12 protein-coding genes are annotated in these 24575 nt (G+C 67.7%); 10 read left to right on the top strand and 2 right to left on the bottom strand.

Annotated features, from left to right (window positions below; all coding sequences use genetic code 11):
• Window positions 1-8 precede the first annotated feature (8 nt).
• Window positions 9-1157, bottom strand: a complete 1149-nt coding sequence (gene dgoD, locus FD678_RS00060; RefSeq protein WP_140718582.1) for a galactonate dehydratase — start codon at window positions 1155-1157, stop codon at window positions 9-11.
• Window positions 1154-1780: a 2-dehydro-3-deoxy-6-phosphogalactonate aldolase gene (locus tag FD678_RS00055; protein WP_140718581.1), complete on the bottom strand. Its 627-nt coding sequence runs from the start codon at window positions 1778-1780 to the stop codon at window positions 1154-1156. The genes dgoD and FD678_RS00055 overlap by 4 nt, the downstream gene beginning before the upstream one ends.
• A gap of 426 nt (window positions 1781-2206) precedes the next feature.
• On the opposite strand from FD678_RS00055, the gene FD678_RS00050 reads away from it, so the two are divergent.
• From FD678_RS00050 to xylA, 10 genes are all read left to right on the top strand, one after another.
• A complete protein-coding gene (locus tag FD678_RS00050; protein WP_140718580.1) occupies window positions 2207-3163 on the top strand; it encodes a LysR family transcriptional regulator in 957 nt (318 codons plus the stop codon).
• 370 nt (window positions 3164-3533) lie between these two features.
• Complete coding sequence (locus FD678_RS00045; protein ID WP_218569391.1) at window positions 3534-6527, top strand: TonB-dependent receptor; 2994 nt, start codon at window positions 3534-3536, stop codon at window positions 6525-6527.
• A 438-nt stretch (window positions 6528-6965) separates the two neighbouring features.
• Window positions 6966-9602 (top strand): TonB-dependent receptor, encoded by a 2637-nt coding sequence (locus FD678_RS00040; protein ID WP_218569390.1) that lies wholly within the window; start codon window positions 6966-6968, stop codon window positions 9600-9602.
• A gap of 614 nt (window positions 9603-10216) precedes the next feature.
• Entirely contained in the window at window positions 10217-12400 is a 2184-nt protein-coding gene (locus FD678_RS00035) for a sialidase family protein (protein ID WP_140718578.1), read from the top strand.
• A 16-nt stretch (window positions 12401-12416) separates the two neighbouring features.
• Window positions 12417-14339, top strand: coding sequence for a sialate O-acetylesterase (locus FD678_RS00030; RefSeq protein WP_140718577.1), 1923 nt, complete (start codon window positions 12417-12419; stop codon window positions 14337-14339).
• 130 nt (window positions 14340-14469) lie between these two features.
• Window positions 14470-16164 (top strand): GH35 family beta-galactosidase, encoded by a 1695-nt coding sequence (locus FD678_RS00025; protein WP_140718576.1) that lies wholly within the window; start codon window positions 14470-14472, stop codon window positions 16162-16164.
• Between the two features lie 47 nt (window positions 16165-16211).
• The gene (locus tag FD678_RS00020) at window positions 16212-19088 is read left to right on the top strand and encodes a TIM-barrel domain-containing protein (RefSeq protein WP_140718575.1); all 2877 of its coding nucleotides are present in this window, start codon (window positions 16212-16214) and stop codon (window positions 19086-19088) included.
• Between the two features lie 184 nt (window positions 19089-19272).
• Window positions 19273-21654, top strand: a complete 2382-nt coding sequence (locus FD678_RS00015) for a glycoside hydrolase family 95 protein (RefSeq protein ID WP_140718574.1) — start codon at window positions 19273-19275, stop codon at window positions 21652-21654.
• Window positions 21651-23144 (top strand): xylulokinase, encoded by a 1494-nt coding sequence (gene xylB, locus FD678_RS00010; RefSeq protein WP_140718573.1) that lies wholly within the window; start codon window positions 21651-21653, stop codon window positions 23142-23144. The genes FD678_RS00015 and xylB overlap by 4 nt, the downstream gene beginning before the upstream one ends.
• A gap of 91 nt (window positions 23145-23235) precedes the next feature.
• Window positions 23236-24570, top strand: a complete 1335-nt coding sequence (gene xylA, locus FD678_RS00005) for a xylose isomerase (protein ID WP_140718572.1) — start codon at window positions 23236-23238, stop codon at window positions 24568-24570.
• Window positions 24571-24575 lie beyond the last annotated feature (5 nt).

Here is a 24575-nt window from a genome sequence, read left to right as displayed (position 1 = left end):
GCGGTCACCTACCATTCGGCGATGCTGCCGTCGGCATGGCGCCATACCGGGTTGTGCCAGTCGGGCGGGTTTTCGTTCGCACGCTTGAGCATCTCTTCGTCGATCTCCACGCCCAGGCCGGGCTTGGGCAGCGCGGCGATACTGCCGGCGGTGCACTGGAAATCTTCCTTGTTGAGGACGTAGTCCAGCAAGTCGGCGCCTTCGTTGTAGTGGATGCCGATGCTCTGCTCCTGCAGCACCGCGTTGTGCGAGACGAAATCCACGTGCAGGCAGGCGGCGAGCGCGATCGGGCCGAGCGGGCAGTGGGGCGCGAAACCGACGTCGTAGGCATCGGCCATCGCGGCGATCTTGACGCACTCGGTGATGCCGCCGGCGTGCGAGAGGTCCGGCTGCAGCATCGCGATGCCGCCGCCCTGCAGGACGTGCTTGAACTCGAAGCGCGAGTACATGCGCTCGCCGGCCGCGAGCGGGATCGAGGTGCTCGCCGCCAGGCGCGGATAGTGCTCGGCCTGTTCGGCGAGCACGGGTTCTTCGACGAACAGCGGCTTGTAGGGCTCCAGTTCGCGCAGCAGCACCTTGGCCATGGCCGGGCCGACGCGGCCGTGGAAGTCGATGCCGAAGTCCACGCTGTCGCCGAGCGCGTCGCGGATGCCGGCGATCTTGGCCACGGCGGCATCGACCGCGCGCGGGGTGTCGATCAGCTTCATCTCCTCGGTGCCGTTGAGCTTGAAGGTGTCGTAGCCCAGTTCGCGGTAGGCCTGCATCTGCGCGACGATGTCGGCCGGGCGGTCGCCGCCGACCCAGCGGTAGGTCTTCATGCTGTCGCGCACCAGGCCGCCGAGCAGTTCGTAGACCGGCACGCCCAGCAGCTTGCCCTTGATGTCCCACAGCGCCTGGTCGATGCCGGCGATCGCGCTCATCAGGATCGCGCCGCCGCGGTAGAAGCCGCCCCGGTAGAGGGTCTGCCACAGGTCGTTGATGCGGCGCGGGTCCTTGCCGACCAGGTAATGGGACAGCTCGTGCACGGCGGCCTCGACGCTGCGCGAGCGTCCTTCGATGACCGGCTCGCCCCAGCCGGTGATGCCTTCGTCGGTCTCCATTTTCAGGAACAGCCAACGCGGGGCGGCGTGATAGGTGGTGAGGCGGGTGATCTTCATCCCTGGGCTTCCTGGTAGGCCTGCACGAACGCGCGTGCCTGCGACTGGGTGGTTTCGAGAGGTTGTGCGGGCCGGTACAGCTCGCCGCCGATGCCGGCGCCGGCCGCGCCCTGGGCGAGGAAATCGGCGAGATTGGCAGGCGTGACGCCGCCGACGACGTAGACCGGCACGCTTGCCGGCAGCACCGAGCGCAGCGCACGCACGTGGCCGCCGCCGTAGGTCGCGGCCGGGAACAGCTTGAGCAGTTGCGCGCCGGCGTCGATCGCGTCGAACGCTTCGCTGGCGGTGGCGAAGCCGGCCAGCACGACCAATCCGCGCGAGACCGCGTGGCGGATCAGCGCGGGGCGCGTGTTGGGGGTGACGATGAAGCGCGCGCCGATGTCGGCCAGCGCGTCCACGTCTTCGTTGCGCAGCACGGTACCGCCGCCGATCCAGGCGCGGTCGCCGTATTCGCGTTGCGCCAGCGCGATGCTCTCCGCCCAGCGCGGCGAATTGAGCGGGATCTCGATCGCGTCGAAGCCGGCCTCGACCAGCGCACCGACGTGCGCGGAGGTCTCCTCCGGCGTGATGCCGCGCAGGATCGCGACCAGGGGCAGCTTGAAGGAGGCTGAGGCAGGGGTCATGGCATCACTCGCGGTGGAACGGGGGAACGGTCGCCATCGACCAGGACGTCGATGGCGCTCCGAAGGGCTTCGGCGCTGGCGATGGCCCGGCGGGCGGCCATGCGGCGGCAATGCCGGCGCCATCGGCGGCGCCGGTCACGGGGGCGGGCTTGCCGGCCAGCCGATCGCTCACGCGTGGACACCACGCGCAAGGCGCCGGCGACCCGATGACGGTCGAAGGGTTGGCGTCATGTCACTCCTCCTGATGTTCCTGGAAACCGGTCCGCCGAGGGCGGCTAAGGTTCCGCATTCATTCTCCTGCCGCAGAAAGGAGTGGGGCTCCAGCATCGGCGATGATTAGCCTCGCGCGGGCGAGATATGTGCTGCAAATGAATTTTTCGTCATATTCTATTCCCCTCGTGAATACACCAACGCAGCGAGTCCCCAATGGCAAGTCCCGGTACGCCCTGGTTCAATGCTTCCCGTCTGAAGACCCGTCAGTTGTTGCTGTTGCTGCACCTGTATGAACAGCGTTCCGTGCTGCGCGCGGCAGAAGCCGCCAGCATGACCCAGCCCGCGGCGTCCAAGCTGCTGGCCGAGATGGAGGACATGCTCGGGGTGAAGTTGTTCGAGCGCCATGCCCGCGGCGTCGAGCCGACCTGGTACGGGCAAGTGTTGATCCGGCGCGCGCGCGCCGCGATGTCCGAGATCGGCCGCGCCCAGGAGGAGATCGCCGCGCTCAAGAGCGGGCGGATGGGCCAGGCTTCGATCGGGACCGTGGTCAATCCCGGCAGCAACCTGGTGCCGCAGGCCATCGCCGAGGTGAAGCGCGAGTACCCGGACATCCTGGTGCGCGTGGAGATGGACTACAGCCGCCCGTTGGTGGCCAAGCTGCTGGACGGCCAGCTCGACATCGTGATCGGCCGCATCCTGGGCCCGGAAGGCGCCGGCGAACTGGAGTTCGAGCCGCTGGCGGACGAGCCGCATTCGGTCGTGGCCCGCGCCGGCCATCCGCTGGCGAACCGCAGCGGCCTGCAGCACGCCGACCTGCTGCGCTACGGCTGGATCCTGCCGCCCGCCGACAGCATCTTGCGGACGCGCCTGGACTCGATGTTCCTGGAGCACGGGCTGCACGCGCCGGGCAACACCATCGAGACGTCCTCGCTGCCGGTCACGACCAACCTGCTGCGCGGCAGCGACCTGCTGACCGCATTGCCGGCGGACGCGGTCGCGCCGCTGGTCCAGGCCAAGATGCTGACGATCCTGCCGATCGAGCTGGGGGTGCGCATGGAATCGTTCGGCATCATCCGCCGTCGCGACTACATCCTCCCGCCCGGCGCGGAACGCATCCTCCAGGCATTGCGGACCACCGCCCGCCGGCTCTATCCGGAACCGAGGGCGTAGGCGGGTGGCGATGCTGTCGCGCTCGAGCTTGTTGCATGGCGCAACGCCGATCTGCGAAAGGCGGGGACGGCCGCGATCCGTTGCGAATACCTTCCTCGATAAACGCGATCCAGGAAGTGGTCGTAAACGTTTTCCTTATCGATTTATGTCGGGGGATTTCGAAAACGTATATCTGTTGCAGTTTTTTTTATTGGTGTAGATGACAGCGCTGCCCGTAGGTTTGTAGCGGGCAGCGCCGGAGCGACGTGACGTCGGGTGCCGACCAGCAGGGGGGCATGCCGTGCTTGATGGGCCGGCATGACGAGGCGAGCCGAAAAAAGGTTCGCCCGTAATTCAAAACTGAATTGTCGTTTCCTGGGAGGGAATTGCGATGTCGATTCATTCGAGCCACACCGCGGTGGGGACGGGCGTGCGCCCGTGCGTCACCCGCCTCCGTCGTACCGCTATCGCCACCGGTATCGCGATGCTGCTGGCTTCCCCGGCATTCGCGCAGGAGGCCGGTACCCAAGATGCCAAGCAGGACGAAAAAGCCAAGGGTGGCGTCACCGAACTGGAGACGGTGAAGGTCACCGGCATCCGCGCTTCGGTGTACAAGGCGCAGGACATCAAGCGCGACGCCGAGACCTTCGTCGACTCGGTCACCGCGCTGGACATCGGCGCGCTGCCCGATCGCAGCGTCACCGAAACCCTCTCGCGCATCCCCGGCGTGACCATCGACCACTTCCTGTCCGTCGGCGATCCGGAGCACTTCTCGGCCGAAGGCAATGGCGTGCAGGTCCGTGGCATGACCCAGGTGCGCTCCGAACTGAATGGACGCGACAGCTTCTCCGCTTCGGGCGGTCGCAACCTGAGCTTCCAGGACGTGCCGTCCGAACTGATGGCCGGCGTGGACGTGTTCAAGAACCAGAAGGCCGACATGATCGAAGGCGGCCTGGGCGGCACGGTCAACCTGCGCACCTTCATGCCCTTCGATTTCCCGGGGCAGAAGATCGGCGCTTCGTTCAGCGAGAACTACGGCGACTTCGTCGAGAAGTACAAGCCGTCCGGCTCGTTCATGTACAGCAATCGATGGAAGACCCCGTCCGGCGGCGACTTCGGCATCCTGGTCGATTTCGCTCGTTCGGAACTGGCTACCCGCACCGATGGCTTGTTCGTGCGGCCGTTCTTCAAGAACAGGAACAGCGACCTGAACGGCGATGGCACCAACGAGGAACTCTGGCTGCCGCGCGGTGCCGACTGGCGCACGCTGGAATACGAACGCAAGCGCGAGGGTGCGTACCTGGCGCTGCAGTGGCGGCCGAGCAGCGATGTCGAGGTCTACGGCACCGCGTTCCAGAGCAAGTACAACGAACTCTGGTACGAAGACGCCATCTTCGTGAGCAACGATCCGACGCAGGTAGTGCTGGACGCAAGCCAGCCGTATGAGCTGGATGGCGACATATTCCGTTCCGGCCGGCTTACCCAGCCCGGCGGCGTTCCCATGGGAACCGATATCCGTGCCTCTCGCCGGGTTTCCAAGACCACCGATTTCTCGGCCGGCGTGAAGTGGGTGGTGAACGACGACGCCGAACTGTCGACCGACCTGCAGTACATCAAGTCCACCACCAACAGCCTGGACTCCACGATATCCCTCGGCGTCAACGTGCCGTACATCGACGTCGACCTGCGCGGCGGTGTGCCGTCCATCGGTCTGGACCAGAGCTATACGACGAATCCCGATAATTACTATTGGGGATTCACGATGGACCACCAGGACAAGAACGTCGCCACCGAGGTGGCCTGGCGTACCGACCTGAAGTACAACCTGGCCAACGACGACGGCAGCGGCTTCTTCAAGTCGTTCAAGACCGGCATTCGCCTGACCCGGCGCAACGCCACCAGCATCGATACCGGGTACAACTGGAAGGCGGTGTTCCAGACGTGGATGGAAGGATGGGCCCTGCCCGCGGGTGGCATGCCTGGGTTGAATTTGAACGACACCGTCAACGTCGGCCTGACGCACCTGAATACCTTCGATAACTTCTACCGGGGCGACGTCAATGCGCCGGGTTCGTTCTACGCCCCGATCCTGGCGACCGCTTTGGGCTATCCCGGCAGCTACCAAGCCATCCACGACGCCGCGCTTCCGTACTACCTGGAGGGCTACGACGGCTCCTATACGAGCACGCAGCTGGACGAGGCGCATACCAATCGCCAGCGCGAGGAGACCCAGGCCCAGTACTTCATGCTCAATTTCGGCGTGGACAGGCTGAACCTGGATGGCAACATCGGCGTGCGCGTGGTGCGTACCACGAATTCGGCTGGTGGCTACCTGGTCTACCCGAACCAGTCGCTGGCTCCTTACCTGGGCACCGGCCAGACCGAGCCCGTGGTCGCCAAGAACGAATACACCGACGTGCTGCCCAGCTTGAACGTGAAGTGGGAGCTGGCTCCGGACTGGATCGTGCGTTTTGCCGCGTCGAAGGCCATCGCGCGGCCGAACTTCAGCGACATGCAGGCCTACCAGATCCTCAACGCCGCGGTGAAGGAGGGCTACACCCCACCGACCGGCACCACCACCTTGCCGGTGGACAAACTGGACCTGACCGGCAGTTCCGACGACAACCCCTACCTCAACCCGATGAAGGCCAACCAGTTCGACCTGTCGCTGGAATGGTACTTCGACCCGGACCACGGCGGCATGGCCTGGGTCAACATGTTCTACAAGGACATCAAGGACTATTTCCGCCGGCAGTCGGAACTCGTGTCTTATCCCGGCGTCGACGGCAACAACTACGACTACCTGGTCTCCCGGCTGGTGAACGTCGGCACGGCCAAGATCCAGGGCGCGGAAATCGGCTGGAACCAGTTCTTCGATTTCCTGCCCGGTTTCCTGAGCGGCCTGGGCATGTCGGCGAACTACACCTACATCGACAGCTCGACCAAGGTGCCGAACGACCCCACCGTGATACCGTTGGATACCGATGGCTCGACCTACGGCAACCTGCCGGCGGATGGCCTGTCCAAGAACGCCTACAACGTGGCCGTGTTCTACGAGAAGGGTCCCTGGCAGATCCGCTTCGCCTACAACTGGCGCAGCAAGTACCTGTTGTCGGTGGGGCCGAACGGCTACAACGGCACCAACAACAACCTGGAAGGCGAGGAGGTCGCCTGGAAGCTGCCGGTGTACAGCGATGCCTACGGACAGCTGGACGGATCGATCTTCTACAAGTTCAACGACCACGTGCAGCTCGGCCTGGAGATGAACAACCTCAACAATGCCGAGCAGCGCACGATCATGCAGCAGAACGGAGCTGGGAGCCGGGTCACGTCCTGGTACGTGAACGACAGGCGCTACGCCATGACTTTGCGCGTGTCGTTCTGACCGGAGCGGCGGACCGGGCGTTCTTCCCGCGATCGCAAGCTGAACGAGGGCCCGCCTCCCGGCGGGCCCTCTTTTTTGGTGGAAATGCACGCGCATCCATGCTTGTCCATACGTGCAATGGTCGTTCAGATATGCAATATGCTGATATTTGTCCGTAAATATTTCATTGGTCCGGCCTGAAAACGGCTTCTATGCTCCCCGCCGACCCGTGACGGAAAGCCTCCGGCATTCCTCTTGCGCATTCAGGGTGCCCGCAACGGGCGCCTGCTCAGGCAGCGGTCATCACTACAACGAGGCAGGGCCGTCGCTGGCGTGACCGCTGCCGAAGATCAGTACACATGCATCCTGGGAGGGAGTTCCATGTCAGCACATCATGGCCGTGTTCCGGCCGGCCGCCTCGTGGCTTCGCGGTCCATCCGTGAAGTCCGCCGTTCGATCATGGCGGCCAGCATCGCCGCGTTCCTGAGCGCGAACGCCTATGCGCAGGAAGCTCCCGGGCAGGACGCCACCCAGTTGGATACCGTGCAGGTGACCGGCACGCGTTCCAGCGTCACCAAGGCGCAGCTGGTCAAGCAGAACGCCGAGCAGATCGTCGACTCGATCGTCGCCGAGGACATCGGCAAGCTGCCGGACAACAACGTCGCCGAGGCGCTGCAGCGCATCTCCGGCATCCAGATCTCGCGCAACTACGGCGAAGGCAGCTCGATCGCGATCCGCGGCCTGACCCAGGTGCGCACCGAGCTCAACGACCGCGACATCTTCACCGCCAACGACGGCCGCGGGCTGAGCTTCGAGGACGTGTCGGCCGAGCTGCTGGCCGGCGTGAACGTCTACAAGAACCCGTCGGCCGACATGATCGAGGGCGGCCTGGGCGGCACGGTCGACCTGCGCACGCGGCTGCCGTTCGACTACGACGGCCGCAAGATCGCCGGCAGCGTGCAGTACAACCACTACGACCTGGCCGACGACAGCAAGCCGGCGTTCTCCGGCATGTACAGCGACCGCTGGCAGACCGGCATCGGCGAGATCGGCCTGCTGGTGAACTACTCGCAGCAGACCAGCCCGTTCCGCCAGGACACCATCTCGGTCGAACCGTGGTACACGCAGACCGACCTGCCGGGCTACGAAGGCCAGGAAATCTCGGTGCCGCACGGTGCGGGCATCAACACCACGGTGGGCGAGCGCAAGCGCAAGACCGGCGCGTTCGCGCTGCAGTGGCGCCCCAACGACGACGTGGAAGTCACCGCGCAGGTGCTGCGCTCGGACTACGACTTCCGCTGGCACGATTACTCGTTCTTCGCCTATAGCGGCCAGGACGCGATGAAGGGCTACGACGACATCGTGGTCAACGACCGCAACGAGTTCGTCAGCGGCACCTTCCGGGATACGCCGGCCGATTCCAACACCAGCCTGACCACGCGCCACTCGGTGACCACCGACTACTCGCTGGGCGCGAAATGGACGGTGAATCCCAGCCTGACCCTGAGCACCGACCTGCAGTACGTCGATGCGACCACCAAGGGTACGCGCTACATCCTGGGCACCGGCATGACGGCGGTGCCGTTCTACACCATCGATTTCAGCGGCGACCTGCCGCGCCTGTCGGTAACCGATGCCAGCGGCGGCGCGGGCTACCTGACCGATCCGGCCAACTACACCGGCTGGAAGTTCCACCTGGACAACAAGGACGACAACAAGGGCACCGAGTTCGCCTGGCGCGCCGACATGGACCTGGCGTTCGACGGCGATTTCGCGCGCAGCTTCAAGGCGGGCGTGCGCTATACCGACCGCGATGCCGAGAACAAGGGCAATGTGTGGCGCTGGATGTGCTTGGCCAAAAGTTGTGGAGCGGCAACCGATTCGCCGTTCTCACAGTATCCGGCTGTGCAGTTGACGGCCAATCCGATCAGCGATTTCTTCCGTGGCGATTCGCTGGCGTTCGGGCCGACGCTTTCCGCCTCCGACGACGCGGTCAACAACTACGAACAGACGCTGGCGACGTTCGGGGCCTCGCCGCTGGTGTTCGCGCCCAACAACATCAACAGCCAGAACGAGAAGACCTACGCGGCCTACGGCGTGCTGCGGTTCGGTACCGACGGGGACATCCCCTTCGACGGCAACATCGGCGTGCGCATCGTTCGTACCGAGGTGAACTCGCAGGGCGTGCGCACCGCCACGGATGCGGAAGGGGGCGGCCTGCTGCCGATCGACGCCAAGCAGACCTACACCGACGTGTTGCCGAGCCTGAACCTGCGTTGGATGCTGACCGACCAGCTGCAGTGGCGCTTCGCGGCCTCGCGCGGCATCTCGCGCCCGGGCTTCGACAAGATGAACCCGAACCTGAGCTTGAGCGCTTCGGATACGGGGGGCGGCGTGACCCGACGCACGGGATCGGCCGGCAATCCCGACCTGGAACCGATGAAGGCCGACCAGTTCGATACAGCGCTGGAGTGGTATTTCGGCAAGGGTTCGATGATGTACGGCACGCTCTTCTACAAGAAGGTGAAGGGCTTCATCGCCGATGCCGTATTCGAGGAAGTCTACGATGGCCAGACTTGGGAGATCACCCGCCCGGTCAACGGCGACGAGGGCACGATCAAGGGCGTCGAGGTGGGCTACACGCAGTTCTTCGACTTCCTGCCCGGTTGGCTGAGCCATTTCGGCTTGCAGACCAACTACACCTACGTGAATTCGAAATCGCCCAGCCCGACCGCGACCGATACCAATGGCCAGTCGCTGACGGTGCCGCTGCAGGGATTGTCCAAGAACAGCTACAACCTGATCCTCAGCTACGAAATGCCGAAGTTCCAGGCGCGCGTGGCGTACAACTGGCGCAGCGACTGGCTGGTGACGACGGCGGGCAACGGCACGGACAATCTGCCGGTCTACAACAAGGGCTTCGGCCAAATGGACGCGTCGTTGCGCTACAACATCAACGACGTCTGGTCGGTTTCGCTCGATGGCGTGAACCTGCTCGATACCCGCAACGAGAGCTACCTGGGCTTCGAATCGCGCTACCGCGATTTCGTGATCAACGACCGTCGCTACGGCCTGACCGTCCGCGCCAGCTTCTGATCCGCGACATCGCGTTGTTCCAGCCCGGCTCGCCCCGCGCGCCGGGCTTTTCTCGTGTCGTGGACATCGCCATCGGTGCGAACGGGGTGGCGATTCGGCACGGGATCGCTCGGCGATCGTTCGCGACCGTAGGGGGGGACCTGCGATTCGGCGGGAAACCAGGCTTTCAGCGGCGTCCGGCGCGAGATTCCGCGCGTGGAAAGCCTATTCCCGAGGCTGATAGCTCGGCGTCATTTTTCTATTGGCCGGAAATGGGACAAGGGCCCTATGCTCGGATTTTTGCAGGCGCCGGCCTGATGGCCGGGCGCGCGCCGCGCGGGAGGCAGGTACGTTCGAACGAGCGCACCTGGGCGTCGGTGGCTGGTGCCTGCGTATGCAGTACATGTGTCCTGGGAGGGAATCATGTCGAAGCAGCATATCCACGCTCCGCGTTCGCGGAATGTGACCGTTCCCACGTGCCGCCGGAGGGCCGCGACGTGGCAGCGATGATCAACGGGATGGCCTCGCAGCGCAGGTCGTCCCAGAAACGCGCCGTAGGAAGTGCGTCTCCGGTCCGGCACGCCGAGCAGGCGGCCGGGCCGGTGTTTTTTCTTCGCCGCGCAGGCGGCCGGGCCATGGCCCTGCTGCTGGCCTGCGCGGCACTGCTGGCTCCGGCCATCGCCTCTGCATCGGCCGCTTCGACCGCCTATGCCTGGCGCAACGTCGCGGTGGGCGCGGGCGGCTTCGTCAGCGGCGTGCTGTTCCATCCGCGCGAGCGCGGCCTGGCGTATGCCCGCACCGACATCGGTGGCGCCTACCGCTGGGACGCCGCCGCCAAGCGTTGGGTGCCGCTGCTGGATTGGCTGCCGCACGACGATGCCAACCTGATGGGCGTCGAGAGCCTGGCGGTGGATCCGTCCGATCCGGAGCGGCTGTACCTGGCCGTGGGCACGTACCTGAAGCGGGGCAATGGCGCGATCCTGCGCTCGTCGGACCGCGGCCGCACCTTCCAGCGCGCCGACCTGCCGTTCCCGCTCGGCGGCAACGAGATGGGCCGGGGCAACGGCGAACGCCTGGCGGTGGACCCGAACGACGGCCGCGTGCTGTTCTTCGGCTCGCGCGGGGCCGGGCTGTGGCGCAGCGGCGATGGCGGCGCGAGCTGGAAGAAGGTGGAGGCGTTCCCGGCGGTCGCCACCGCGCCCGAATCCGGCACGCAGACCCGTTGGGCGGGCCTGCAGCCGGTCGGCATCGTCTCGGTGCTGTTCGATCCGGCCAGCGGGGGTCCGGGGAAGGCCACGCCCACGCTCTATGCCGCGGTGTCCACGCGCGGGACCAGTCTCTACGTCTCGCACGATGGCGGCGCCCGCTGGGCGCCGGTGAAGGGCCAGCCGAGCGGATTGCGCCCGACCCGGATGGCATTGGCGTCCGACGGCGAGCTGTACATCGCCTACGGCGACGAGCCCGGCCCGAACGTGATGAACGACGGCGCCCTGTGGCGCTACTCGCCCGCGGGCGGCGCCTGGCGCGACATCAGCCCCGTGCCGCAGTCCAGCGACCTGCAGCACGACGGCTTCGGCTGGGGCGCGGTGGCAGTGGACCCGGCCAACCCGAAGGTATTGATCGCCTCGACGTTCTGCCGCTACCAGCCGCACGAGGAAATCTTCCGCAGCGTCGACGGCGGCGAACACTGGACGCCGATCCTCGGCGACTCGCAGTTCGACCACAGCGTGGTGCCATGGACGGAGCAGGCGTTCCCGCACTGGATCGCCTCGCTGGCGATCGATCCGTTCGATCCGGATCGCGCGCTGTTCGTCACCGGTTACGGTCTGTGGGCTTCGCGCAACCTGACCGAGGCCGGCCGCGCGCCGGTGCGCTGGGGGTTCGACGACGATGGCCTGGAAGAGACCGCCGCGCTCGCCCTGGCAAGCCCGTCCGAGGGCGCGCACCTGATCAGCGGCGTGGGCGACATCGACGGCTTCCGCCACGACGACCTGGACAAGTACACCTTGCAGTTCGGCGGTCCGCGGCTGACCAACACCGAAGCGATGGCATGGGCCGGGCAGGCGCCGCAGGTACTGGTGCGCGCGGGGCGCATCCGCCATCACGAGGGCGAGGTGCGGGCGCTGTATTCGCAGGACGGCGGCCGCAGCTGGAAGGCGTTCGCCAGCGAGCCGCCGCAGGGCGAGGGCGCCGGCCGCATCACCGTCGGCGCCGATGGCAAGCGTGTGATCTGGACGCCGAGCAAATCCGATACCGCCTGGGTCACCGCCGACTTCGGCCAACGTTGGCAGGCGGCGAAGGGACTGCCGAACAACGCGGTGGTCGAGGCCGATCGTTTCGATGCGGGCACTTACTACGGTTTCGATCCTGCCAGCGGGAAGCTCTATCGCAGCGGCAACGGTGGCGTCGAGTTCAAGGAGGTCGCTGCCGGCCTCGGCGAGCCAGGCCCGTGGTATCGCGCGGAGCTGCGGCCTTCGCTGACCGATCCGGCGACGGTCTACATCGCGGCGGGCCAGCATGGCCTGCGACGCTGGTCCGCAGGTGGGCCGGAGCGCTTGCCGGGCGTGGAGAACGCGATGTCGCTGGGGCTGGGCGCGCCCAGGCCGGGGAGCAAGGCGCCGACGCTGTTCCTGTATGGCCAGGTGGGCGGCGTCACCGGGCTGTTCCGTTCGGACGACGACGGCAAGCGCTGGACCCGCATCGACGACGACGCCCACCGCTATGGCGGCATGCGCCTGGTCACCGGCGATCCGCGGCTGTATGGACGTGTCTACTTCGCCGCGGAAGGGCGCGGCGTGATCTACGGCGATCCGCGCTGAATTTCGAGGAGATCAGATGAACGTGCGTCTCACCTTCGCATCCCTCGCGCTGGCGCTCGCCGGCGCGAGCGGTGCCGCTTCCGCACAGCCGCAGCTGCCGCTGCTGTTCGCCGACGGCGCAGTGCTGCAGCGCGACCAGCCGATGCCGGTATGGGGCTGGGCGACGCCGGGGGCGAAGATCCGCGTGGCGTTCGACGGCCACCGCGCCGAGGCGACTGCCAATGCGCAGGGCGAGTGGAAGGCGGTGCTGCCCGCGCATCGCGCCGGCGGGCCGTACGTGCTGTCCGTCGAGGGCGATGGTGGTGCGTTGCAGGTGCGCGACGTGCTGGTCGGCGACGTATGGCTGGCCAGCGGCCAATCGAACATGGAATGGACGCTGGCGCAGGCGCGCGACGGCGCGCGGGAAGTGGCCAACGCCCGCGATCCGCAGTTGCGCCATTTCAAGGTGCCCAAGTCCTGGGCCGAGTCGCCGCAGCCGCGCCTGCAAGGGGGCGAGTGGAAAGTGGCCACGCCGGAGAACGCCGGCGCCTTCACCGCCGTGGGCTATTTCTTCGCGCGCGAGCTGCGCAAGAGCACCGGCGTGCCGATCGGCATCGTCAACAGTACCTGGGGCGGCAGCGCGATCGAGGCCTGGATGGACGCAGCCTCGCAGGGCCTCGATGCAGCGCAGGCCGCCGCGCGCCTCGCCGAGGTCCGCAGCAAGGACGAGCAGCAGATGGCGGCGACCCGCAAGCGCGTGGCGCGCTGGCCGCAGGCCGACGACGAAGGCGACGGCTGGGCCGCGGCCGATCTCGACGACGGCGACTGGGATAGCATCCCGGTGCCGGGATTGTGGGAGCAGGGCGGTTATCCGGGCATGGACGGCATCGCCTGGTACCGCACCACGTTCACCTTGAGCGCCGCCGAGGCGAAGGTCGGCATCACGCTCGGCATCGCGGCGGTCGACGACACCGACTTCACCTACGTCAACGGCCAGCAGGTCGGCCATACCGAGAACCGCTACGGCGATCCCCGGGCCTATGCCGTGCCGGCGGCGGCGCTGCGCGCGGGCGTCAACCACGTCGCGATCAAGGTGGTCGATACCGGCGGCGGCGGTGGTATCCACGGCGATGCCTCGGCGCTGTACGTGCAGCCGCGGGACGGAGCGCGGCGGCCGATCGACGGCGCGTGGAAGTTCCGCCCGGCCAAGGTCACGATCGCGGCCCAGGACGACAAGAACCAGGTGCCGACGCTGCTGTACAACGCGATGATCCATCCGCTGCAGCCGTTCCCGGTCAGGGGCGTGATCTGGTACCAGGGCGAGAGCAACGCCTACGAGGGCGGCGCATTGCGCTATCGCGACCAGTTCGCGGCGATGATCCGGCAGTGGCGCACCGAGCGCGGCCAGCCGAAGTTGCCGTTCCTGTGGGTGCAGCTGGCCAACTGGAAGGCCGGTTCGGACAAGGGCGACCTCAGCCCGTGGGCGCAGCTGCGCGAGTCGCAGTCCAAGACCCTGGCGCTGCCGGCGACCGGGCAGGCGGTGATCATCGACGTCGGCACGCCCGACGACATCCATCCGACCAACAAGCAGGACGTCGGCCATCGCCTGGCCTTGGCGGCGCGCCATGTCGCCTATGGCGAGTCGCTGGTGTACAGCGCGCCGGTGTTCGAGCGCGCTGAGTTCGCCGGCGGCCAGGCCCAGGTACGCTTCAAGGCGATGGGCAGCGCCCTGGCGGTGCGCGGCGGCGGCACGGACGTGCACGGCTTTGCCCTGGCCGGCGCCGACCGGAAGTTCCATCCGGCGCGGGCGCGCATCGAGGGCGACCGCGTCGTGGTGCGTAGCGACGCGGTGTCCGCTCCGGTCGCGGTGCGCTACGCCTGGAGCGAGAACCCGGTCGATGCCGACCTGGTCAATCGCGAGCAACTGCCGGTGTCGCCCTTCCGGAGCGACGAATGGTGAGCACCGCGAGCTCCGTCCGGAACGTTTCCCGCGCGTGCCGGGGGAACCCGGCGCCTCCGTGCCTCACGGCACCAGGTCTCCGCCAGTGCGGGGACGACGACTCATCGAACAACTCAGGAGCCGCCTGTCCATGACGAACTTCCATTCTTCCCGCGCCCGCCTGTTGCTCGGCGTGGCCTGCACGCTCGCGCTGGCGGCCTGCCAGCGCACGGAATCGCCAAGCGCGGCCGCAGCCGGCGCACGAGCACCGGACGGGCAGGCGGCGTCCGCCGACCCGGCCAGGCAGGCACCGATCCCGCAGTTCGTCAGCAAGGACGGCAAGCACGCGCTGCTGGTCGACGGCGCGCCGTTCCTGATCCTCGGCGCGCAGGTCAACAACTCCAGCAACTACCCCGCGACGCTGGAGCAGGTCTGGCCGGCGATCAAGGCGATGGGCCCCAACACGGTGCAGGTGCCGATCGCGTGGGAGCAGGTCGAGCCCGAGGAGGGCAAGTTCGACTTCTCGTTCGTCGACACGCTGCTCGAGCAGGCGCGCGCGAACGACGTCCGGCTGGTGCTGCTGTGGTTCGGTACCTGGAAGAACAACGGCCCGAACTACACCCCGCGCTGGGTCAAGACCGACAACAAGCGCTTCCCGCGCGTGGTGACCCAGGACGGCCGCACCCTCGGCTCGCTCTCGCCGCACGCGCCGGCCACGCTGGAGGCCGACCGCAAGGCGTTCGTCGAGTTCATGAAGCACCTCAAGCAGGCCGATCCGCAGCGCACGGTGATCATGGTGCAGCCCGAGAACGAGGCCGGCACCTACGGCAGCGTGCGCGACTTCTCGCCGATGGCGCAGCAGCTGTTCGAGGGCCAGGTGCCGGAAGAGCTGTTGAAGAAGCTCGGCAAGCAGCCGGGCACCTGGGCGCAGGTGTTTGGCAAGGACGCGGACGAATTCTTCCATGCCTGGTCGATCGCGCGCTTCATCGACCAGGTCGCCGAGGCGGGCAAGGCGGTCTATCCGCTGCCGATGTACGTCAACGCCGCGTTGCGCGGGCCGTTCAACCCCGGCCAGCCGGGGCAGTACGCCAGCGGCGGGCCGACCGACAACGTGCTGGACGTCTGGAAGGCCGCCGGACCGCATATCGACCTGCTGGCGCCGGACATCTACATGCCCGAGTACACCATGTACACCACGGTGCTGGACCGTTACGCGCGCCCGGACAACGCCCTGTTCGTGGCCGAGACCGGCAACCGCACCGAGTACGCCCGCTACCTGTTCCCGGCGCTGGGCCACGACGGCATCGGCTGGTCGGCGTTCGGCATCGACTACACGCGCTACTCCAACTATCCGCTCGGCGCCAAGCAGGTGAACGAGGAGACGCTGGCGCCGTTCGCGCTGAACTACAAGCTGGTGGGCCTGGGCATGCGCCAGTTCGCCAAGGCCGCGTCCGAGGGCAAGCTGCACGGCGTGGCCGAGCAACCGGGCGTGGCGGTGCAGGAAATCCCGCTCAACGAGCGTTGGGCCGCGACCGTGACCTACGGGGTGCCGCAGTTCTGGTTCCAGGGCGAGCCGCCGGGCAACCCCGAGCCGATCGGCGGTGCGCTGATCGCGGAGCTGGCACCGGACGAGTTCCTCGTCACCGCCGTGCACGCCCGCGTGACCCTGCATCCGGCGAGCGAGGCGACCGCCAACATGGTCTACGACCGCGTCGAGGAAGGTTTCTACGACAAGGCCGGGCAGTGGCAGTTCCAGCGCAACTGGAACGGCGACCAGACCGACTACGGCGTGAATTTCTCGAGCGCCCCGCAGCTGCTCAAGATCAAGCTCGCCACCTACCAATGATCCAGGCGCCCCAGAGCGTCCAGACCGCAACACAAAAGGGAGAGAACATGCGCAAGTCCACCCACGCGGCCGCAGGCCTGCAACCCACGCCACTGGCACGCAGCCTGGCGTTCTCGTTGATGCTGCTGGCCGGCGCGGCCGGCGCCCAGGAAGTGAGGAAGGCCGCCGACGGCGTCACCGTCGTGCCCAGCGCCAAGGGCGCCTCGCCGGTGCGGCTGCAGGTCGTGGATGCCGGCATCATCCGCGTGAGCGCCGACCAGGACGGCGATTTCCAGCGTTCGCCCAGCCTGATGCGCGTGCCGGTGCAGGGCGACACGGGCTTCACCCTGGACCAGCAGGGCGACGCGGTGACGCTGAAGACCGCCAAGGTCACCGCGACCGTCTCCACCACGGACGGCCACGTCAGCTTCGCCGACGCCAGCGGCAAGCCGGTGCTGTCCGAAGTGGCGGGCGGCCGCAGCTTCGCGCCGATCACCGTCGATGGCACCCAGCGCCTGCTGAGCACGCGCCAGCGCTTCGTCTCGCCCGATGGCGAGGCGATCTACGGTTTCGGCCAGCACCAGCAGGGCTGGATGAACCAGAAAGGCCGCAACGTCGAGCTGCTGCAGAGCAATATCGACATGGCGGTGCCGTTCCTGGTGTCCAGCCGCAACTACGGCATCCTGTGGGACAACAACTCGATCACCCGCCTGGGCGATCCGCGCGGCCTGCAACCGCTCGACAAGTCGCTCAAGCTGTACGACGCCAAGGGCAAGCCGGGCGCGTTGACCGCCACGTACTCGGTGGACGGCAAGGTCGTGGCGACGCGCCGCGAGAGCGAGGTCAACTACCAGTACATCAAGGACCTGGCCAAGTACCCGCAGAACGCCAAGACCAAGAACGGCCGCATGCAGGCCAGCTGGGAGGGCCAGATCGAGGCGCTCAGCGCCGGCGAGCACACCTTCTCGCTGTACGGCAGCGAGTACCTCAAGCTCTACGTCGACGGCAAGCCGGTGATCGATCGCTGGCGCCAGAACTGGAACCCGTGGCACCACGAGTTCGCGCTGCAGATGAAGCCCGGCGAGCGCCACACCGTCAAGATCGAGTGGGACCTGATCGACCCGAGCTACATCGCGCTGCTGCACCGCGACCCGCTGCCGGCCGCCGAGGCCAAGGACCTCTCGCTGTGGTCCGAAGCGGGGCAGATGATCGACTACTACTACGTCGCCGGCGACAACGCCGACCAGGTGATCGCCGGCTACCGCAAGCTCACCGGCAAGGCGGTGCTGCTGCCGAAGTGGTCCTACGGCTTCTGGCAGAGCCGCGAGCGCTACAAGAGCCAGCAGGAGATGGAGGACGTGGTCGCCGAGTACCGCAAGCGCGGCCTGCCGCTGGACAACATCGTGCTGGACTGGTCGTACTGGCCGGTCGACGCCTGGGGCTCGCACGACTTCGACAAGCAGTTCTTCCCGGACCCGGACGGGATGGTCAAGTATTTCCATGACCACCACGCCAACCTGATGATCTCGATCTGGCCGAAGTTCTATCCGAACACCGAGAACTACAAGGAACTCGCCGCCAAGGGCTACATGTTCACCAAGAACGTCGAGGCCGGCGAACTCGACTGGATCGGCAAGGGCTACCTCAACGCGTTCTACGATCCGTTCGCCACCGAGGCGCAGAAGATCTACTGGCGCCAGATCAACGAGAAGCTCAACAGCAAGGGCATCGACGCGTGGTGGATGGACGCCGACGAGCCGGACATCCATTCCAACCTGGACATCGCCACCCGCAAGGAGCGGCTGACGCCGAACGCGCTGGGCAGTTCCACCGAGTACTTCAACGCCTATCCGTTGCCGCATACCCACGGCGTCTACGAGGGCGACCGCGCCGCCGACGGCAAGCGCGTGTTCATCCTCTCCCGCAAGGGCTACGCCGGGACCCAGCGCAACGCCGTGGCGGTATGGAGCGGCGACATCGTCTCGCGCTGGGACGACCTGCGCGACCAGATCTCGGCCGGCGTGAACATCTCCATGTCGGGCCTGCCGAACTGGACCTTCGACATCGGCGGTTTCTCGGTCGAGAAGCGCTACGAGAACCAGGACCCGGCGCACCTGCCGGAATGGCGCGAACTCAACACGCGCTGGTTCCAGTTCGGCGCGTTCGTGCCGCTGTTCCGCTCGCACGGCCAGTTCCCGTACCGCGAGATCTGGAACATCGCGCCGGAGGGCACGCCGTACTACGCCTCGCTGGCCTATTACGACAAGCTGCGCTACACGCTGATCCCGTACATCTACACGCTGGCGGCGGATACGTACTTCAAGGACGGCGTGATCATGCGCGGCCTGCCGATGGACTTCCCGCACGATCCGAAGGTGGCCGACCTGAACGACCAGTACCTGTTCGGGCCGGCGTTCCTGGTCGCGCCGGTGACCAGGTTCGGCGCGACCTCGCGTCCGGTCTACCTGCCGGCCGGCACCAGCTGGATCGACTTCGCCACCGGCAAGCGCTACCAGGGCGGGCAGACCATCCAGGCCGATGCGCCGATCGAGCGCATGCCGCTGTTCGTGCGCGCCGGTTCGATCGTGCCCACCACCACCGTGCAGCAGTACGTGGACGAGAAGCCGGACGCGCCGCTGACCGTGGTCGTCTACACCGGCGCCGACGGCCAGTTCTCGCTGTACGAGGACCAGGGCAAGGACTACGGCTACGAGAAGGGCGAATACAGCCGCATCCCGTTGAGCTGGGACCAGGCCAAGGGCGTGCTGAGCATCGGCCAGCGCGAAGGCAGCTGGCCGGGCATGCCGGCCAAGCGCACGATCAACGTCCGGTTCGTGGACGGTCCGCGCGAGGATGCCGGGGCGCTGGAACCGAAGGTGGACGCGACCGTGCAGTACACCGGCAAGCCGCTGACCGTGGCGTTCAAGGGCGGCCAGGCGAAGTGATGCCTTCGATGCCGTTGCCGGCCAAGGACCGTCGTCCCCGCGCAGGCGGGGACCCGGCGGCTTTTGCGTCGCTGGCCGGAATGCCTGCGCGAAGGATGCCGGGTGGTCCAGGGCCATCGGCCCGGGCGGATGCTCGGGAAAACCTGCCGGGCATGGATTTCCTCCCACGACGAGCGTTGGCCTGATGAGCGTCGAACTGACTCGCCGCGAGCTGTGCAAGGCCCTGGGCGCCGGCGGTCTCGCGGCCAGCATGACGATGCGTGCCGGAAGCGTGGCGGCGGCGCCGGAACCGGCCGAGCTGCCGCCGGTCGCCCCGCAGGGCGCGCTGGCGCTCTGGTATCCCGAGCCCGCCAAGGAGTGGGTGGAGGCATTGCCGGTCGGCAACGGCCGGCTGGCGGCGATGGTCTGGGGCGGCATCGGGCACGAACGCCTGCAGCTCAACGAGGACACGCTCTATGCCGGCGGCCCATACGACGCGACCAGTCCCGACGCGTTGGCGGCGCTGCCGCAGGTGCGCGAGCTGATCTTCGCAGGCCGCTATGCAGAGGCCGAGAAGCTCGCCGACGAGAAGCTGCTGTCGCGCCCGCACAAGCAGATGCCGTACCAGCCGCTGGCCGACCTGCTGCTGGATTTCGACCGCGCCGACGGGATCGGCGACTACCGGCGCGAGCTCGACCTGGACAGCGCCCTGGCGACCACCACCTTCAGTTCGGGCGGCGCCAGGCACCGGCGCGAGGTGTTCGTATCGCCGGTGGACCAATGCATCGTGGTGCGGCTCTCGTGCGAGCAGCCGGGCGGGGTGTCGCTGCGCATCGGCATCGACAGTCCGCAGGCCGGCGACATCGCGGCCGATCGCGAGGGCCTGCTGTTCAGCGGCAGGAACGCGGGCTTCGCCGGCATCGAGGGCAAGCTGCGCTTCGCCCTGCGCGTGCTGCCGCGGGCCAAGGGCGGCACGGTGCGCGTCCTGCGCGACCGCATCCACGTCCAGAACGCCGACGAGGTCGTGCTGCTGCTGGCCGCGGCCACCAGCTACCGTCGCTACGACGACGTCGGCGGCGATCCGCTCGCGGCGACCGCGCAAGCGTTGCGGAACGTAGCCGGGTACGACTATCCGGTGCTGTTGCGGCGGCACCTGGCCGAACATCGGCGGCTGTTCCGCCGCGTCGCCATCGACCTCGGCACGAGCGAGGCGGCGGCGCTGCCGACCGACGAGCGCGTGCGCCGTTTCGCCCAGGGCGACGACCCCGCGCTCGCCGCGCTCTACCACCAGTACGGCCGCTACCTGCTGATCTGCAGTTCGCGGCCCGGCAGCCAGCCGGCCAACCTGCAGGGCGTCTGGAACGACCTGATGGCGCCGCCGTGGGAGAGCAAGTACACCATCAACATCAATACCGAGATGAACTACTGGCCGTCCGAGCCGAACGCGCTGCACGAGTGCGTCGAGCCGCTGGAAGCCATGCTGTTCGATCTCGCGCAGACAGGCGCGCGCACCGCCAGGGCGATGTACGGCGCGCCGGGCTGGGTGGTTCACAACAACACCGACCTGTGGCGCCAGGCCGGGCCGATCGACGGCTCCAAGTGGAGCCTGTGGCCGATGGGCGGCGTGTGGCTGCTGCAGCAGTTGTGGGACCGCTGGGACTACGGCCGCGACCGCGCCTGCCTGGAAAGGATCTATCCGCTGTTCAAGGGCGCGGCCGAGTTCTTCGTCGCCACGCTGCAGCGCGATCCGGCCACCGGCGCGCTGGTGACCAACCCGTCGATGTCGCCCGAGAACCAGCATCCGTTCGGCGCGGCCGTCTGCGCCGGTCCGGCGATGGATGCGCAACTGTTGCGCGACCTGTTCGCGCAGTGCATCGCGATGGGCAAGCTGCTGGGCGTGGACGAGGCCTTCGGCGCGCAGTTGGCGCAACTGCGCGCGCAGCTGCCGCCGCACCGGATCGGCAAGGCCGGCCAGTTGCAGGAGTGGCAGCAGGACTGGGACATGGAGGCGCCGGAGATCCACCATCGCCACGTCTCGCACCTGTACGCGCTGCACCCGTCCAGCCAGATCAACGTGCGCGACACGCCCGGGCTGGCCGCCGCGGCGAAGCGCTCGCTGGAGATCCGCGGCGACAACGCCACCGGCTGGGGCATCGGCTGGCGGCTGAACCTGTGGGCGCGGCTGCGCGACGGCGAGCACGCCCATCGCATCCTGCAATTGCTGCTGTCGCCGGACCGCACGTATCCGAACCTGTTCGACGCGCACCCGCCGTTCCAGATCGACGGCAATTTCGGCGGCACCGCCGGCATCACCGAGATGCTGGTGCAGAGCTGGGGCGGGACGGTGTTCCTGCTGCCGGCCCTGCCCAATGCGTGGCCGAGCGGGCGCCTGCGCGGCGTGCGCGTGCGCGGGGCGGCGACGCTGGACCTGGCCTGGGAGCAGGGCCGGCTGTCGAATGCGGTGCTGCACAGTGACAAGGGCGGGCGCTACGAGATTTCCTATGCGGATCAGGTCCTGGCATTCGGGCTCGGCGCCGGACGCACGCAGCAGGTGGGCTTCAAGAACGGTCGATTGGTGAAGCAATGAGTCTTTATGTAGGTCTGGACGTAGGCACGCAGAGCGTGAAGCTGGTGGCCTACGATCCCGAGGCGGGGGAGGTGGTGTCCACGCAGTCGTCGGCGCTGGCGCTGACGAGCGCGGAGGACGGCACGCGCGAGCAGGAAGCGGCGTGGTGGATCGAGGGGATCGTGGCGTGCTTTGCCGGGCTGCCGGCCGAGCAGCGGGCGCGGGTGCGCGGGATCGCGGTGTCGGGCCAGCAGCACGGGTTCGTGCCGGTGGCGGCGGACGGGACGGTGACCGCGCCGGTGAAGCTGTGGTGCGACACCAGCACGCAGGCGCAGGTGGAGGCGCTGATGGCGGCGGTGGGCGGGGTGCCCGGGGCGGTGGCCGCGGCCGGCAACCCGATCCTGGCCGGCTACACGGCCTCCAAGCTGCCGTGGACCCGGGTCCACCGGCCCGCGGCGTACGCGGCGATGGCCACGGTGATGCTGCCGCACGACTACGTGAACTTCTGGCTGACCGGCGAGCGCTTCATGGAAGCCGGCGACGCCTCGGGCACCGGCTGGCTGGACGTGCGCACGCGCACCTGGTCCGAGCCGATGCTGCGGGCGATCGACCCGGAGCGGGACCTGCGCGCGGCGTTGCCGCCGCTGGTGGAGCCGGGCACGAGCTTCGCGCTGTCGTCGGCGGCGGCGCAGGCGCTGGGCCTGCCGGCGGGGGTGCAGGTGACCACCGGCGGTGGGGACAACATGATGGCGGCGATCGGCACCGGCAACGTGGTGCCGGGGCGGCTGACGATGAGCCTGGGCACCTCCGGCACGCTGTTCGCGCATGCCGAGCGGCCGGTGGTGGACGCGGCGGCGCGCTGGGCGGCGTTCTGCGACTCCACCGGCGGCTGGCTGCCGCTGATCTGCACGATGAACTGCACGGTGGCGACCGAGGCGGCGATGCGGCTGGGCGGTCTGGACCGGGCGCAGGCCGAGGCGGCGGTGGCCGGCACGGCCCCGGGCGCGGACGGGCTGGCGATGCTGCCGTTCTTCAACGGCGAGCGTACCCCGGACCTGCCGGCCGCGCGCGGGATGCTGTTCGGCATGGAGCCGCACAACACCACGCCGGCGCACGTGTACCGGGCGGCGATGGAAGGAGCGACCTACAGCCTGCGCAACGGCTATGACGCCTTCGTCGAGGCCGGGCTGCGCTTCGACACGGTGCTGCTGACCGGCGGCGGCTCCAAGAGCGCGCAGTGGCGGCAGATGGTGGCCGACGTGTTCGGGCTGCCGGTGCGGGTGCCGAGCCAGCCGGAGGGTGCGGCCTTCGGGGCGGCGCTGCAGGCGCTGTGGGCGTGCGCGGGCGGCGGTGCGACGCTGGCCGAGGTGGTGCTGGCGCACCTGCAGTTCGACGAGGCCCTGGCGGCCACGCCCGATCCAGGCCGCACGGCGGCCTATGCGCAGGGCTACCGGAGCTTCCAGCGCTACCTGCAGGCGGTGACGCCGCTGTACCGCGGTGCGGTCTCATGAGTACCGCGGGAGGAGCCTTTGTCACTTCTACACACGATTTCCCCAGACGTTTCCCTTTCCCTTTCCCCCTGATCAGCAGCAAGGACCCGACATGAGCAGCAACGTTTTCATCGGCGCCAAGGAATATTTCCCGGGCATCGGCCGGATCAAGTTCGAAGGCCGCGACTCGGACAACCCGCTGGCGTTCAAGGTCTACGACGCGGACAAGAAGATCGGCGGCAAGACCATGGCCGAGCACCTGCGCTTTGCCACCTGCTACTGGCACACCTTCGGCAACGCCGGGGCCGACCCGTTCGGGCCGGGCACGCGCAAGTTCCCGTGGGAGGCCGGCACGCCGATGGCCACGGCCGAGGCCAAGGTCGATGCGGCGTTCGAGTTCTTCACCAAGCTGGGCACGCCGTTCTGGTGCTTCCACGACGTGGACCTGGCGCCGGACGCGGACGACATCGGCCAGTACGAGAAGAACCTCAGGCACATGGTGGCCCAGGCCAAGGAGCGCCAGGCGGCGACCGGGATCAAGCTGCTGTGGGGCACGGCCAACCTGTTCAGCCACCCGCGCTACATGAACGGGGCGGCGACCAACCCGGACTTCGCGGTGGTGGCGCGCGCGGCGGTGCAGGTGAAGGCGGCGCTGGAGGCGACGGTGGAGCTGGGCGGGGAGCACTACGTGTTCTGGGGCGGCCGCGAGGGCTATGCGAGCCTGCACAACACCGACATGAAGCGCGAGCTGGCCAACTTCGCGCGGTTCCTGACGATGGCGCGCGACTACGGCCGCAGCATCGGGCTGAAGGGCAACTTCCTGATCGAGCCCAAGCCGATGGAGCCGATGAAGCACCAGTACGACTTCGACAGCGCCACGGTGGCCGGCTTCCTGCGCGAGCACGGGCTGGAGAAGGACTTCAAGCTCAACATCGAGGCCAACCACGCCACGCTGAGCGGTCACACCTTCGAGCACGACCTGCAGGTGGCCTCCGACCACGGCCTGCTGGGCAGCATCGACGCCAACCGCGGCAATGCGCAGAACGGCTGGGACACCGACCAGTTCCCGACCGACCTGTACGACACGGTGGGGGCGATGTTGGTGGTGCTGCGCCAGGGCGGGCTGGAGGGCGGGTTGAACTTCGACGCCAAGCCGCGCCGGGAGTCGACCGACCTGCAGGACCTGTTCATCGCGCACATCGGCGGCATGGACGCGTTCGCGCGCGGGCTGGAGGTGGCGCACGCGCTGCTGACGGCCTCGCCGTGGGAGCAGTGGCGCCAGCAGCGCTATGCCAGCTTCGACAGCGGCGCGGGCAAGGACTTCGTGGACGGCAAGCTGGACCTGGCGGCGCTGGCGGGCCTGGCCGCCCAGCACGGCGAGCCGAAGCAGACCAGCGGCCGCCAGGAGGCCTACGAGAACCTGCTCAACCAGTACCTGTTGCGCTGACCGCG

The sequence above is a fragment of the Pseudomonas sp. Hp2 genome (assembly GCF_006386585.1).
GTDB lineage: Bacteria > Pseudomonadota > Gammaproteobacteria > Xanthomonadales > Xanthomonadaceae > Pseudomonas_S > Pseudomonas_S boreopolis.
The sequence above is the reverse complement of the archived record's forward strand: the minus strand, read 5'-3'. Positions and strand labels throughout refer to the sequence as shown.